Origin of the sequence: Kitasatospora sp. NPDC018619 (assembly GCF_044391605.1) — a bacterium.
GTDB lineage: Bacteria > Actinomycetota > Actinomycetes > Streptomycetales > Streptomycetaceae > Kitasatospora.
This window is the reverse complement of sequence record NZ_JBISAI010000003.1, coordinates 304725-318019: the sequence shown is the minus strand read 5'-3', so window position 1 is coordinate 318019 and position 13295 is coordinate 304725. Positions and strand designations below refer to the sequence as shown.

The 13295-nt window shown below is 74.7% G+C and carries 11 protein-coding genes; 3 read left to right on the top strand and 8 right to left on the bottom strand.

The annotated features are described in order from the left end of the window. Window positions 1–17 precede the first annotated feature (17 nt). Both ACH5AR_RS06505 and ACH5AR_RS06500 read right to left on the bottom strand, forming a co-directional pair. Complete coding sequence (locus ACH5AR_RS06505; RefSeq protein ID WP_396300231.1) at window positions 18–1832, bottom strand: serine/threonine-protein kinase; 1815 nt, start codon at window positions 1830–1832, stop codon at window positions 18–20. 161 nt (window positions 1833–1993) lie between these two features. Further along, a complete protein-coding gene (locus ACH5AR_RS06500) occupies window positions 1994–3103 on the bottom strand; it encodes a hypothetical protein (protein ID WP_396300230.1) in 1110 nt (369 codons plus the stop codon). Window positions 3104–3160: 57 nt separating this feature from the next. Here ACH5AR_RS06500 and ACH5AR_RS06495 point away from each other — a divergent pair, with 57 nt between their 5' ends. Continuing rightward, on the top strand, window positions 3161–3691 hold the full coding sequence (locus tag ACH5AR_RS06495) for an SHOCT domain-containing protein (protein ID WP_396300229.1): 531 nt from the start codon (window positions 3161–3163) through the stop codon (window positions 3689–3691). A 14-nt stretch (window positions 3692–3705) separates the two neighbouring features. On the opposite strand, the gene ACH5AR_RS06490 is transcribed toward ACH5AR_RS06495, so the two are convergent. Next, window positions 3706–5640: a serine/threonine-protein kinase gene (locus ACH5AR_RS06490; RefSeq protein WP_396300228.1), complete on the bottom strand. Its 1935-nt coding sequence runs from the start codon at window positions 5638–5640 to the stop codon at window positions 3706–3708. Window positions 5641–5892: 252 nt separating this feature from the next. On the opposite strand from ACH5AR_RS06490, the gene ACH5AR_RS06485 reads away from it, so the two are divergent. Beyond that, window positions 5893–6450 (top strand): hypothetical protein, encoded by a 558-nt coding sequence (locus ACH5AR_RS06485; protein WP_396300227.1) that lies wholly within the window; start codon window positions 5893–5895, stop codon window positions 6448–6450. A 71-nt stretch (window positions 6451–6521) separates the two neighbouring features. Here ACH5AR_RS06485 and ACH5AR_RS06480 read toward each other — a convergent pair whose 3' ends face one another. The 4 genes from ACH5AR_RS06480 to ACH5AR_RS06465 all read right to left on the bottom strand — a co-directional run bounded on the left by ACH5AR_RS06480 (window position 6522) and on the right by ACH5AR_RS06465 (window position 11262). Continuing rightward, complete coding sequence (locus ACH5AR_RS06480) at window positions 6522–7649, bottom strand: GuaB3 family IMP dehydrogenase-related protein (protein ID WP_396300226.1); 1128 nt, start codon at window positions 7647–7649, stop codon at window positions 6522–6524. A gap of 183 nt (window positions 7650–7832) precedes the next feature. Further along, window positions 7833–9335: an IMP dehydrogenase gene (guaB, locus tag ACH5AR_RS06475; RefSeq protein WP_396300225.1), complete on the bottom strand. Its 1503-nt coding sequence runs from the start codon at window positions 9333–9335 to the stop codon at window positions 7833–7835. Window positions 9336–9598: 263 nt separating this feature from the next. Then, window positions 9599–10315 carry an RNA polymerase sigma factor ShbA gene (gene shbA / locus ACH5AR_RS06470; RefSeq protein WP_396300224.1) on the bottom strand — a complete coding sequence of 239 codons (717 nt, stop codon included), beginning with the start codon at window positions 10313–10315 and terminating at the stop codon, window positions 9599–9601. A gap of 335 nt (window positions 10316–10650) precedes the next feature. Further along, a complete protein-coding gene (locus tag ACH5AR_RS06465) occupies window positions 10651–11262 on the bottom strand; it encodes a response regulator transcription factor (protein ID WP_014136228.1) in 612 nt (203 codons plus the stop codon). Window positions 11263–11823: 561 nt separating this feature from the next. On the opposite strand from ACH5AR_RS06465, the gene ACH5AR_RS06460 reads away from it, so the two are divergent. Further along, window positions 11824–12150 (top strand): WhiB family transcriptional regulator, encoded by a 327-nt coding sequence (locus tag ACH5AR_RS06460; RefSeq protein WP_396300223.1) that lies wholly within the window; start codon window positions 11824–11826, stop codon window positions 12148–12150. A gap of 98 nt (window positions 12151–12248) precedes the next feature. On the opposite strand, the gene ACH5AR_RS06455 is transcribed toward ACH5AR_RS06460, so the two are convergent. Then, a complete protein-coding gene (locus ACH5AR_RS06455; RefSeq protein ID WP_396300222.1) occupies window positions 12249–13247 on the bottom strand; it encodes a LysR family transcriptional regulator in 999 nt (332 codons plus the stop codon). Window positions 13248–13295: the final 48 nt, after the last annotated feature.

The following is a 13295-nucleotide window of genomic DNA, read 5'->3' as shown; positions in this document are numbered from 1 at the left end:
CCCGGGCCCGCCCCCGGTCAGTGGGTGGCGGCGAAGTTGTTGAGCACCGCGTAGAAGCGCTGCTCGGCCTCGTTCCACTCGTTGCCCCGGTCGGGGCTGGACGAGTAGATCGCGTAGCTGGTGCCGTCCGGGCTGATGAACTCGGTCTCGATGGCGCGCCGGCGGCCGCCCTCCTTGGCGAGGTAGCTGAACTCCCAGACCGCCGCCTCCTGGCCCTTCACCGCCGTGCCGGCCATCCGGTGCTGCTTGTAGTCCTTGAGGGACTTGGCGACGGTGGTCTCCATCTGCCGCATGTGCTCCAGCGGCTTGACCGACTGGCCGACGGTGACGGCGAACTGGAGGTAGTGCACCTTGTTGTCGGGGGTGTAGTAGATCTGGTTGTCCCCGGTGCTGATCCGCTGCCAGGACGGCGTCCCGTTCGGCAGCGGGAAGCGGAAGCCGGCCGGGTCGTCCACCCAGTGGTAGCCGCTGGGCGGCGCCAGCGCCGGGGAGGCGTCGCTGGTGGGCTCGGGCCCGGTGGTCTCGGCGGCGGTCGGGGTCGGGCCGTCGGGGCCGCCGCCACCGCCCACCACGTGCCGGGTGACGAGGAAGGTGCCGGCGGCGGCGAGCAGGCCGACGGCCACCGCGACGCCGACGATCTTCAGCAGGTTGCGGCGTTTGGCCGGTCCGCGCACGGGCGCACCGGAGTGCGGCACCGGCGCGACGGGCCGAGTGTGCGCCCCGGCCGCTGCCTGCGATCCCCCTGCGGTGTCCGGCTCGACGGCGAGGACGGGCGCGAGGGCCGCGAGGGGCGCGGCGGGCGTGGCAGGGAGGACGGGCACGGCCGGCGGCGCCGGGACGGCGGTCGCGGCGGCCTTCGGCTCGGTCGGCTCCTCGGAGCCCTCGACCGGCTCCGCCGCCGCGGGCTCACCCCGGGCGTCGCGGCGGTCCACCACCGGCACCGACTGGGTCGGCATGCGCACCGCCGCCACCGACTTCAGGCCGATCGTGTGCCCGGCCTGCACCTCGGCCAGCATCCTGGCCGCCTCGTCGGCGGTGGGCCGCTCGTCCGGGTCCTTGGCCATCAGCGCGGCCAGCACCGGCCCCAGCGGTCCGGCCCGCCGCGACTCCGGCAGCGGCTCGTCGACCACCGCCGCGAGGGTGGTGATCGGCGAGTCCCGCCGGAACGGCGACTGGCCCTCGACCGCCGCGTACAGCGTCGCCCCGAGGCCCCACAGGTCGGAGGCCGGCCCGGGCCGCTCGCCCTGGGCCCGCTCCGGCGCCAGGTAGTCCGGCGAGCCGACCAGGTCCCCCGGCCGGGTCAGCTCGGTCGAGCCCTCGTACTTCGCGATGCCGAAGTCCAGCAGCACCACCCGCCCGGTGCCGCGCTCCAGCAGCACGTTGGCCGGCTTCACGTCCCGGTGCAGCACCCCCAGCTGGTGGCCGCGGTGCAGCGCGGCCAGCACCTGGCTGCCGACCTCGGCGGCCGCACGCGGCTGGAGGGTGCCGTCCTGGCTGATCACATCGGCCAGCGAGCGGCCGTCGACCAGCTCCATCACGATCCACGGCCGGCCGTCCTGCTCCAGCACGTCGTGCACGGTGATCACCCCGGGGTGCTTGATCCGCGCGGCCGCGCTGGCCTCGCGCTTCATCCGGGTGTGCAGGATCTGGAGGTCCTCCTCGGGCAGGTGGTTGACGGTCAGTTCCTTGACCGCGACCTCACGGTCGAGCATCCGGTCCCAGGCCCGCCAGACGGTGCCCATGCCGCCCCGGCCGAGCCGCTCGCCCAGCTCGTACCGCCCGGCCAGCAAACGCTCCGCCTCGGCCGCCTCCGGCCGGTCCTGCACGCCCATCTGCGCCCGCTCCCCCACACATTCCGCCTGCCGTCACCGCGACGGAGGACCTGGTGCAGACCACTGTTCGAACAAATCCCACGCACACATTAGGCGCACCTTGCCGCCCCCGGTAATCACACCCGCCCGCCGGCCCGCCGGGCCGCAATCCCGGCGGGCCGTCAGCCCGCGAACAGCACCACCGCGGCGACCCCCAGCGCCAGCAGCACGAACACCCCGCCCACCAGCAGCGGGCCCAGCAGCGCGGGGGGTATCCGGGGTGGTTTCGCCCCGTTCCCCGCCTCGGCACCCCCGCCGGAGCCGCCCTTCCGCGCCGCCCTGCCCGCCCGGGCGGCCACGGCCCTCGCGCCGCGCCCGCGCGGCAGCGGCGGCGCCTGGGGCTGCGGCACCGGGCTGCGCTCCTGCTCGTCCACCGGCTCCGGCGCCCCCGCCAGCAGCACCGCCAGGTCCCCGCGCACCGCCTCCGCCGTCGGCCGCAGCACCGGGTCGGGCTGCACCAGCCGTTCCACCAGCGGCGCGAGCGGCCCGCACACCGCCGAGGGCTCGCGCCGCCCGTCCCGGACGGCCGTGACCAGCTCCGGCACGTCCCGCTCCGGGTACGGCGCGCGGCCGGTCACCAGCCGGTGCGCCAGCACGCCGAGCGCCCAGCAGTCGCCCGCCGGGCCGCCGTCCAGCGGCCAGCGCTCCGCCACCGGGCCGACCAGGGCCGCCCGCACCTCGTACCGCCGCCGCCCGCCCGGCCCGCCGAGCTCCTCGGCCAGCGCCTCCTCGGCCACCCCGGCGAGCAGCCCGCCGAGCATCGCGGCGCCGTCCTCGCAGACCAGCACCGACTGCGCGGTCAGCGCGCCGTGGGTCAGCCCGGCCGCGTGCAGCGCCCGCAGCGCGCCGGCCAGGTCCGCCGTCAACTCGGCCGCGCGGTACGGCGGCAGCGGCCCGTCGGCGAGCAGCTCGGCCACCGTCCGTCCGAGCGGCCGCTCCTCCACCGTCCACAGCAGCTCGTCCTCGACGAAGGCGCCGACCCCGCGCAGCAGCCGCGGGTGCGCGACCGGCGCGGCCGAGCCGACCGCCGCCACCCGCCGCACCAGCCGGTCCGCCTGCTCCGCGGCGGCCTCCTCCGGGTCCCGGCCCGCCGTCAGCACCCCCGGCAGCTCCAGGGCGGTCAGCAGGACCGATTCGCCCGTCCGCTCGTCCACCGCGTGGGCGCGCAGCGGCCCCGGACGCTCCGTCAGCCGGTACCGCCCTGCCAGCAACTGCCCCGGGCCACCTCGCATGCCAGTTCCTCTCCGTCACCGAGCAGCCTACTGAGCGGCTCCCTTAGGCTCGATCCCATGGACTGGACCGATCTGATCGACACCGCCTTCGAGGCGGCCGGAAACCACAACAAGGCCAACCACGCCGAGGCCGTCCGCACCGTCCAGGGGACGGTCATCGACGGCGAGAAACCGGTCGCGTCCACCGCCGGGCGCCACCCGGACCACTTCCGCAAGGGAGTGCTCGTGCTGACCACCCATCGGCTGCTCTTCCTGAAGGACGGGAAGCCTCCGGTCCCGGTTCCGCTCGACGCCGTCAGCGACGTCACCGTGACCCGCACCAAGCTCAACGGCGAAGTGCTCCTGGTGGTGGCGCTCACCGGCTCGCACCGCTTCGAGGAGGTGGCCAAGGCCGAGTTCTTCGCCGAGCAGGTCCGGGCCGCCGCCCGGGCCGCCCGGAACGCCCCGAAGACCCTGGCCGCCGCCCCGGCCGAAGCCTCCGACGGCGAGCAGCTGATCGGCCAGCTGGAGCGCCTGGCCGCCCTGCGCACCGCCGGCGCGCTCACCGAGGAGGAGTTCAGCCGCGCCAAGCAGCGGCTGATCGGCTGAGGCCCGGGCCTGCCCTACGGCGCGGGCTGGAAGGTGTTGAAGACGACGTCCCGGACCGGGGCCTGCGCGGCCCACTCGGCGTCCGGGACGATCCAGTAGATCGAGTACCCGTACTTGGGCGGGGTCCCGGTCACGAAGCCCCGGTTGAGCGAGTGCATCCTGGGCGTGCCGTTGGTCCACTCCCAGTCCGCCGCGTTGCTCCACTGCCGGTAGGTGATCGCCGCCAGGTTGAGCCGCTGGTAGTTGCTGACCTGACCGCGGACGTTCGGCTCCGACTCCTGCCAGTCCGCGACCGCGCTCGCCCCGGGCGAGGTGGTCCACTCGATCCGCAGCTGGCTGCCGTCGGCGGTGTTCTTGAAGATCCGCCGGTTGGCGTCCGAGCCGCTCGGCTGGAGCCCGTCCGGCAGGACGACCGAGAAGCCGCTCGGGTCCTTGTACTCGTGGAAGCCGGCCGGCACCGCGGGCGGCGCCGCTGCCGGGGGCTGCGCGGGGGCCTGGGGCGCGCCGGCGGACTGCGCGGGCGCGTCCGGCACCGCGGCCGGGTCGCTGCTCGGCTGGGCGGGGGCGGGCGCCGGCGCGGGTTCGCCCGTCGCTGCCGGTGCCGACGGCGGTACCGAGGCCGGTGCCGAGGCCGCTGCCGGCTCCGTGCCGGCCCCCACCGGCGCGGTGGCCCCCGGGCTGGGCGAGGCCGCGCCGTTCGAGGCGCCGTCCCCGTCGCCGACCATCCGGACCACCGCCACCACCCCGGCGATCAGCAGCAGCACCACGATCACGGTGGCGATGGCCAGCCGGCGCCGGCCGGTGCGCGGATCGGCCCCGGCGGCCTGCGTCGCCCCCATCGTCCACTCGCTGGTCACCGGCCGGATCGCCTCCGGCGCCGGCTCCCCGGACGGCTTCCCGGCGGGCTGCGGATCCCGGGCCCGGCTCCCCACCCGGACCGTCCCCAGCAGTCCGCCCACCGGCCGCCCGCGGCCGTCCCCGGCCTGCTCCGGCTCCGACGCCTCCGGGCCCTCCGACGCCTCCGACGGCTCCGGACGGTCCGACGGCTCCGTCCCCGCGGCCTGCGCGCGCGGGGCCACCGGCACCGCGTGCTCGGTGGTCGACTCGGCCCGCGCGGTCGCCTCCGCGACCACCCGCTTGAGCATCGACCGGGTCTGCGAGGCGTCCAGCCGCTCGGCCGGGTCCTTCGCCAGCAGCCCCTCGATCACCGGCAGCAGCGGGCCCGCGTTCACCGGCGTGACCAGGTCCTCGGTCATCACCGCGGTCAGCGTGGCCAGCGCCGAGCCCCGGTCGTAGGGCGGGCGGCCCTCGACCATCGCGTACAGCGTGCCGCCCAGCGACCACAGGTCCGCCGGCGGCCCGGGCTTCTGCCCGCGGGCCCGCTCCGGCGAGATGTACGAGGGCGCGCCGACCAGCATCCCGGTCGAGGTGACGGAGGCGTCGCCCTCCACGCTGGCGATGCCGAAGTCGGTGAGCACCACCCGGCCGTCGTCGCCGATCAGCACGTTGGACGGCTTGACGTCCCGGTGCAGGATCCCCAGCGCGTGCGCCGCGCTGAGCACGCCCAGCACGTCGAGCGCGATCTCCGCCGCCCGGGCGGGCTCCAGCGGCCCGTCCTCGCGCACCACGTCGGCCAGCGAGCGGGACTCGACCAGCTCCATGACGATCCACGGCCGGTCGTCCTCGTCGACCACGTCGAAGACCGTCACCGCCGAGTTGTGCCGGATCCGCGCGGTCGCCTTGGCCTCGCGCAGCGTCCGGGTGATCAGCCGGTGCTTCTCCTCCTCCTCGACGCTGGCGTTCATCCGCAGTTCCTTGACCGCGACGGTCCGGCCCAGCATCTCGTCCTCGGCGCGCCAGACCGTGCCCATGCCGCCGCGCCCGAGCACGCCGTTCAGGCGGTAGCGGCCGGCCAGGAGGCGGCCGGTGGAACCCTGCGCCTGGGTCATTCGGAACGTTCCCCCATGTGCTGCTGGCGGTCGTGGTGACGGCGCGTCGGCCCGACCTGGGGCCCGGACGCCCAAGCCTCCATCATCCCCTGTCCGCGGGCCCCTCGACCACCCGCCCCCCGCCCCGAGCCGGGACGAACCGGAACGGGTGCGGCACTCCGTGCCCGATCTGTGATCGAAAACTCGCCAAGATCTGCCCGGTCCGCTGCTACCGTTCGGCAGCTCATCGTATTCCGGGGGGATTCGACGCCCATGACCGCACCCGCACCGGGCGCTGACGGCCCATCGACCCGGCCGCGCACCGCCCCGCACTACTCGGTCGCACCGCCCCCGGCCGCCCCCGAGGGCTACGTCGCCCCCGGCATGCCCGGCGCCCCGGTGGCCGGCTTCGAACCCGCCGGGCCCGCCCGCCCCGCCGTCCCCCGCCACCGCACCGCCCTGGCCGTCGCCCTGGCCCTGCTCGCCATGCTCCTCGGCGGCCTCGCCTACGGCGCCGCCCCGCTGCGCGCCGCCGACAGCCTCGGCTGGCTGGCCATCGCCCCGGCCGCACTGGTCGCCCTCCCGCTCGGCCGCCTCGGCGGCCAGGCCCGCCTGCTCCCCCCGCTCGGCTCCCTCCTCGCGGCCGGCGCCCTCCTGCTCGGCCAGCTGATCGAACACCTCCGCCGCCTCGGCCCCGACACCCCCGACGGCCCTGTGCGCGGCGCCCTCACCAGCTGGCGCGCCGACCTGCGCCCCCTCGACGCCGCCTTCTACGCCATCGCCCTGGTCGGCGGCTTCCTCCTCACCCGCCGCACCGCCACCCGGAGCTGACCGCCCCGCCCCCCTCCCCGGGAACGCCGAAGGCCCCCGCCGTTCCCGGCAGGGGCCTTCCGGACCGCCCGTCAGCGGAGGTCGAGCGCCGGGTTCACCGTCACCTCGACCCGCTGGAACTCCTTGAGCTCCGTGTACCCCGTGGTGGCCATCGCCCGCCGCAGCGCACCGAACAGGTTCATCGTGCCGTCCGGGGTGTGCGAGGGCCCGGTGAGGATCTCCTCGGTGCTGCCGACCGTCCCGAGGTCCATCCGCTTGCCGCGCGGCAGCTCCTCGTGCACGGCCTCCATGCCCCAGTGGAAGCCCTTGCCCGGGGCGTCGGTCGCCCGCGCCAGCGCCGCACCGATCATCACCGCGTCCGCGCCGCAGGCGACGGCCTTCGGGATGTCGCCGCTGTAGCCGACGCCGCCGTCCGCGATCACGTGCACGTAGCGGCCGCCGGACTCGTCCATGTAGTCGCGGCGGGCCGCCGCCACGTCGGCCACCGCGGTGGCCATCGGCACCTGGATGCCGAGGACGTTGCGCGTGGTGTGGGCGGCGCCGCCGCCGAAGCCGACCAGCACACCGGCGGCGCCGGTCCGCATCAGGTGCAGGGCCGCGGTGTACGTGGCGCAGCCGCCGACGATCACCGGCACGTCGAGCTCGTAGATGAACTGCTTGAGGTTGAGCGGCTCGGCGGCGCCGGAGACGTGCTCGGCCGAGACGGTGGTGCCGCGGATGACGAAGACGTCGACGCCGGCGTCCACCACGGCCTTGGAGAACTCGGCGGTGCGCTGCGGGGACAGCGCGGCGGCGGTGACCACGCCGGACTCGCGGACCTCCTGGATCCGCTGCTTGATCAGCTCGGCGCGGATCGGCGCCGCGTAGATCTCCTGGAGCCGGCGGGTCGCGGTGGACGCGTCGGTGATCGCGGCGATCTCGTCCAGCAGCGGCTGCGGGTCCTCGTAGCGGGTCCACAGGCCTTCGAGGTTCAGCACGCCCAGACCGCCGAGGCGGCCGATCGCGATGGCCTGCTGCGGCGAGACCACGCTGTCCATGGGGGCGGCCAGGAACGGCAGCTCGAAGCGGTAGGCGTCGATCTGCCAGGCGATCGAGACCTCCTTCGGGTCACGCGTACGACGGCTGGGGACGACGGCGATGTCGTCGAAGGCGTACGCCCGTCGGCCGCGCTTGCCTCGCCCGATCTCGATCTCAGTCACTTCGAGCCCTTCTGCTGTGTTGCTCATGCCCGCCGGGTCACCCCGGCCGCCCCCCAGTATCCCGTACTGCCGCTGGTCCCGCCCCGACGGCCCGGGTCCGGGAACGCCCGAGGGGCCCGCCGCCGCGGTGCGGCAGCGGGCCCCTCAGCGGTTCACGCCGGTCGGCTCAGCGGTCCACGCCGGTCAGCGGGCCGAGTAGTTCGGCGCCTCGACGGTCATCTGGATGTCGTGCGGGTGGCTCTCCTTGAGGCCCGCCGAGGTGATCCGGACGAAGCGGCCCTTGCTCTCCATCTCGGCGACGGTGGCGGCGCCCACGTAGCCCATGGTCTGGCGCAGGCCGCCGACGAGCTGGTGCAGCACGGCCGACAGCGGGCCGCGGTAGGGCACCTGGCCCTCGATGCCCTCGGGGACGAGCTTGTCGTCCGAGGCGACCTCGGCCTGGAAGTAGCGGTCCTTGGAGTACGAGCGGCCCTGGCCGCGGGACTGCATGGCGCCCAGCGAGCCCATGCCGCGGTAGGACTTGAACTGCTTGCCGTTGATGAACAGCAGCTCGCCCGGGGACTCCTCGCAGCCGGCCAGCAGCGAGCCGAGCATCACGGTGTCGGCGCCGGCGGCCAGCGCCTTGCCGATATCGCCCGAGTACTGGAGGCCGCCGTCGCCGATGACCGGCACGCCGGCCGCCAGGCAGGCCTGGGCGGCCTCGTAGATGGCGGTGACCTGCGGGACGCCGATGCCGGCGACGACGCGGGTGGTGCAGATGGAGCCGGGGCCGACGCCGACCTTGACGCCGTCCACGCCGGCGTCGATCAGCGCCTGGGCGCCGTCGCGGGTGGCCACGTTGCCGCCGACCACGTCGATCCCGACGGCCGACTTGATCTTCTCGATCCAGGCCAGCGCGTTGTGGCTGTGGCCGTGCGAGGTGTCCACCACCAGGAAGTCCGCACCGGCCTCGACCAGGGCCTGGGCCCGGTCGAACGCCTCGGCGCTGGCACCGACGGCGGCGCCGACCAGCAGGCGGCCCTCCGCGTCCTTGGCGGCGTTCGGGTACTGCTCGGCCTTGACGAAGTCCTTGACGGTGATCAGGCCCTTGATCCGGCCCTCGTCGTCGACCAGCGGCAGCTTCTCGATCTTGTGGCGGCGCAGCAGGGCCATCGCGTCCACGCCGGAGATGCCGACCTTGCCGGTGATCAGCGGCATCGGGGTCATGATCTCGCGGACCTGGCGGCTGCGGTCCGACTCGAAGGCCATGTCACGGTTGGTGACGATGCCGAGCAGCTTGCCCGCCTCGTCGGCGATCGGCACGCCGGAGATGCGGAACTTGGCGCACAGCGCGTCGGCCTCGGCCAGGGTGGTCTCCGGGCCGACGGTGATCGGGTCGGTGACCATGCCGGACTCGGACCGCTTCACCAGGTCGACCTGGTTGACCTGGTCCTCGACGGACAGGTTGCGGTGCAGCACGCCGACGCCGCCCTGACGGGCCATCGCGATCGCCATCCGCGACTCGGTGACCTTGTCCATCGCCGCGGAGAGCAGCGGGATGTTGACGCGCACGTTGCGGGAGACCCGGGAGGAGGTGTCCACCTGGTTCGGCAGCACCTCGGAGGCCCCGGGCAGCAGCAGCACGTCGTCGTACGTGAGCCCGAGCATCGCGAACTTCTCGGGTACGCCTGCGGCGTTGTAAGACATTTGGGGGGTACCTTCCGTGGCCGGCCTAATCCGCTCACGCCCTGAGGGTGGGGGCGCATTCATCGCTCACTCGCGCAGGACAGCCGAAGCCGGGTGCAATGGGAGGATCCTCCGAAAGGACCCCGCGCGCACCCGCCAAACTCTGGCAACCCGCCCAGGCGCCGATACCCCATGGTACTGGCACCGCGAATGTGTCCTCGTGTGCCCTTGACAACACCCCGGCCCGGTTGCTCATTCCCCGTGGCCGCCTGGCACGGCACGGGTCAGGAGGACTCCTCAGCGAGCGCCCGCAGCCGGCTGAGCGCCCGGTGCTGGGCCACCCGGACGGCCCCCGGGGACATCCCCAGCACCTCGCCGGTCTCCTCCGCCGACAGCCCGGCGGCCACCCGCAGCAGCACCAGCTCGCGCTGACGGGCCGGCAGGTTGGACAGCAGCTCCTTCGCCCAGGCGGCGTCGCTGCTCAGCAGCGCCTGCTCCTCCGGGCCGAGCGCCTCGTCCGGCACCTCCGGCAGGTCGTCCTGGGGCACCACGGTCGAGCCGGGCCCGCGCATCGCGGCCCGCTGGAGATCGGCGATCTTGTGCGCGGCGATCCCGTAGACGAAGGCCTCGAACGGGCGCCCCTGGTCCTTGTACCGGGGCAGCGCGCAGAGCACCGCGACGCAGACCTCCTGGGCGACGTCGTCCACGTGGTGCCTCGCCCCGCCGGGCAGCCGGACCAGCCGGGCGCGGCAGTACCGCAGCGCCAGCGGGTGGACGTACGCGAGCAGCGCGTCGATCGCCGGGCCCTCGCCGCGCACCGCGGCGGCGACCAGTTCGCCGACCAGCGGCGAGCCGCCCGTGCCGAGCACCGGCGGTCGGCCCGGCCCGACCGCGGCCGCGGAGCCGCCGGGATCGGCGTACGACGGATCGTGGCCCGGACCGGAGGGCTCGGCCTCCGCCGGGTCCGCCTGGCCGGCCGCACCGGCGACGTCGTCGCGCATCGGTCCATGGTGCCTGGTCGAGCGGGAAAACGCGGCACCGCGTCCGGAGTTGTGCACCGGAACGTTATGCGCTGCGGCACCGTACGGCGCCCCGCGCACCACCGGCCCCTCCTGCACCGTGCCGCCTCCCGCCCCGCCGCCGTCGGCGGTCCCGTCCGTCGCGCCGTCCGCCGAGTGTCCTGCGGCTGCGTGGTTCGCCGCAGTGCCTGTCCGCTGGTCCCCGAGGTGCTCCACTCCTCCATGGTGCAACCTCGGGACCGTAACGTCACACGCCCGTGCGGCGCCCGCTCCGGGAACCTCCGGCGGCACGCCGCAACCGGCGGCGCCGCCCGTGGTCAGCGGACCAGGCCCCAGCGGAAGCCCAGCGCCACGGCGTGCGCCCGGTCGGAGGCCCCCAGCTTCTTGAACAGCCGGCGGGCGTGGGTCTTGACGGTGTCCTCGGAGAGGAACAGCTCGCGGCCGATCTCGGCGTTGCTGCGGCCGTGGCTCATGCCCTCCAGCACCTGGATCTCACGCGCCGTCAGGGTGGGCGCCGCGCCCATGTCGGGGCTGCGCAGCCGGCGCGGGGCGAGCCGCCAGGTCGGGTCGGCGAGGGCCTGGGTGACGGTGGCCCGCAGCTCGGCGCGCGAGGCGTCCTTGTGCAGGTACCCGCGGGCGCCCGCGGCCACCGCGAGCGCGACACCGTCGAGGTCCTCGGCGACGGTGAGCATGATGATCCGCGCGCCCGGGTCGGCGGACAGCAGCCGCCGGACCGTCTCGACCCCGCCGAGGCCGGGCATCCGGACGTCCATCAGAACGAGATCGGAGCGGTCGGCCACCCAGCGGCGGAGGACCTCCTCCCCGTTCGTCGCGGTGGTGACCCGGTCCACTCCGGGTACGGTCGCGACCGCGCGGCGAAGCGCCTCGCGGGCGAGCGGGGAATCGTCGCAAACGAGAACGGAAGTCATGACCGTCGTCCTCCGCAGCTGATCCGCGTCACGTTGAGCCTCCTGGCTGGTACGAACCTCTACGACACGGCCGATCGGCGACGGACTCCGTGCAGATCGCCCCAACCTGTCCGCGATCGTTCCCGACGTCCGACACCCGCTAACCGCCTCCGCACTTCCAACGACCGTCACTCGAATGAGTTACGGCCTTCGGGGCCATCTCCACCACTGTACGTGGCCAACCCATTACCGATCAGCCGCATCGCGGTGCACACGCCGCTCTTTTCCGCAGCTCGCGCGCGGTCGGCGTACGACCCGCACACCGGACCGGCGCGTCGCGCGCCCGTCGGCCACCCGATTGCCACGCCCGCGCCCGGCGGGAGCCCATGCCCACTATGCCCGTTTTTATAGCTTTCGTATGGTCATTGACTGTTGTGCCAGTGTGTGGGTGACTTGTCCATGGAGTTGCCTTAAGTCATATTTCCAGGTGTCCACACCAGCGCAGGAAGCCCGCCGCACCGTTCGACAGCAGGGCCGCCGAACGCCCGGCCGACGGCCGACAGCCTCTGAAGGGAATGAGCCATGGCAGATTTCTCCCGCCTCCCCGGCCCCAACGCGGACCTCTGGGACTGGCAGCTCTCCGCAGCCTGCCGTGGCGTGGACAGCTCGCTCTTCTTCCACCCCGAGGGCGAGCGCGGCGCCGCGCGCAGTTCGCGCGAGGCCAGTGCCAAGGAGGTCTGCATGCGCTGCCCGGTGATCGCCGAGTGCGCGGCGCACGCACTGGCCGTCCGCGAGCCCTACGGCGTCTGGGGCGGGATGACCGAGGACGAGCGCGAGGAGCTGCTCGGGCGCTCCCGGCACCGCCTGGTCGAGGTCCCGCTGGCGCCGCCGGCCGTCGCCCGGCGCTGACCCGGCGCCGCGGGCGTCGTGAAGAAACGTTTCTTCCGAGCGCTTCAGCCTCCCGGCTCACCGTACGTGCCGGGCCGCCGCAGCCCCGTCACGCACCGTCAGCGGTCGGCGGCCGCCCCCGCCAGCCGCTCCAGCATCAGCGCCACGGCCGGCACCCCGGCCAGGTCCGGCAGGGTCAGCGCGACCACCTGGCGCACCGCCGGCGCACCGGAGGCCGTCCGCACCGGCACCGTCGACACGCCGTCGGGGCGCACCGACCGCAGCGCCAGCCGGGGCAGCACCGCGACCCCCAGCCCGGCCGCCACCAGGCCGACCACCGCCGGGTAGTCGTCCGTCGCGAAGTCGATCCGGGGCTCGAAGCCCGCCCCCGCGCACAGCTCCACCAGGTGCCCCCGGCACTGCGGGCAGCCGGCGATCCACTGCTCCCCCGCCAGCTCGGCCAGCCCCACCGCCCCGCCCCGCCCGGCCAGCGGGTGGCCGGCGGGCAGCAGGCCCACCAGCGGGTCGTCCAGCAGCGGGGTGACCACCAGATCGGACCAGTCCGTCCCGGCGGTCAGCTGCTGGGCCTCCAGGTTGGCCTCGGCCCGCGCCTCGCGCGGCGTGCCGTGGACGGGCGCCGGGAGCGCGGCGGCGCCGTCGGACTGCGGGTAGCGGAAGGCCAGCGCGATCTCGCACTCGCCGCCGCGCAGCATCGCCAGCGACTCCGGCGGCTCGGCCTCGACCAGCGACACGCGCACCCCCGGATGGCCGTCCCGCAGGCGGGCGACCGCGGGCGGCACCAGCGTGGAGCTCGCGGTCGGGAAGGAGACCAGCCGCACCCGGCCGGCCCGCAGCCCGGCGATCGCGGCGATCTCCTCCTCGGCCGCGGAGAGCCCGGCCAGGATCCCGGTGGCATGCTTGAGCAGGACCCGCCCGGCCTCACTGAGCTGCATCCCGCGGCCCGAGCGGACCACCAGCGGGGTGTCCACCGACTTCTCCAGCGCCTTCATCTGCTGGCTGATGGCGGGCTGCGTACACCCCAGCTCGCGGGCGGCGGCGGAGAAGGAGCCGGTGCGGGCGACGGCACGCAGGACGCGCAGATGGCGGGCCTCGATCATGCCTCAGTTATAAGGCAATCTTTGCATTCTGCAAAATTCTACTGATAG

Excerpts from the sequence above, each read along its gene's own strand:
- ACH5AR_RS06505 (WP_396300231.1), bottom strand. The coding sequence starts at position 1,832 with ATGGGCGTGCAGGACCGGCCGGAGGCGGCCGAGGCGGAGCGTTTGCTG.
- ACH5AR_RS06500 (WP_396300230.1), bottom strand. The coding sequence starts at position 3,103 with ATGCGAGGTGGCCCGGGGCAGTTGCTGGCAGGGCGGTACCGGCTGACG.
- ACH5AR_RS06495 (WP_396300229.1), top strand. The coding sequence starts at position 3,161 with ATGGACTGGACCGATCTGATCGACACCGCCTTCGAGGCGGCCGGAAAC.
- ACH5AR_RS06490 (WP_396300228.1), bottom strand. The coding sequence starts at position 5,640 with ATGACCCAGGCGCAGGGTTCCACCGGCCGCCTCCTGGCCGGCCGCTAC.
- ACH5AR_RS06485 (WP_396300227.1), top strand. The coding sequence starts at position 5,893 with ATGACCGCACCCGCACCGGGCGCTGACGGCCCATCGACCCGGCCGCGC.
- guaB (WP_396300225.1), bottom strand. The coding sequence starts at position 9,335 with ATGTCTTACAACGCCGCAGGCGTACCCGAGAAGTTCGCGATGCTCGGG.
- shbA (WP_396300224.1), bottom strand. The coding sequence starts at position 10,315 with ATGCGCGACGACGTCGCCGGTGCGGCCGGCCAGGCGGACCCGGCGGAG.
- ACH5AR_RS06465 (WP_014136228.1), bottom strand. The coding sequence starts at position 11,262 with ATGACTTCCGTTCTCGTTTGCGACGATTCCCCGCTCGCCCGCGAGGCG.
- ACH5AR_RS06460 (WP_396300223.1), top strand. The coding sequence starts at position 11,824 with ATGGCAGATTTCTCCCGCCTCCCCGGCCCCAACGCGGACCTCTGGGAC.
- ACH5AR_RS06455 (WP_396300222.1), bottom strand. The coding sequence starts at position 13,247 with ATGATCGAGGCCCGCCATCTGCGCGTCCTGCGTGCCGTCGCCCGCACC.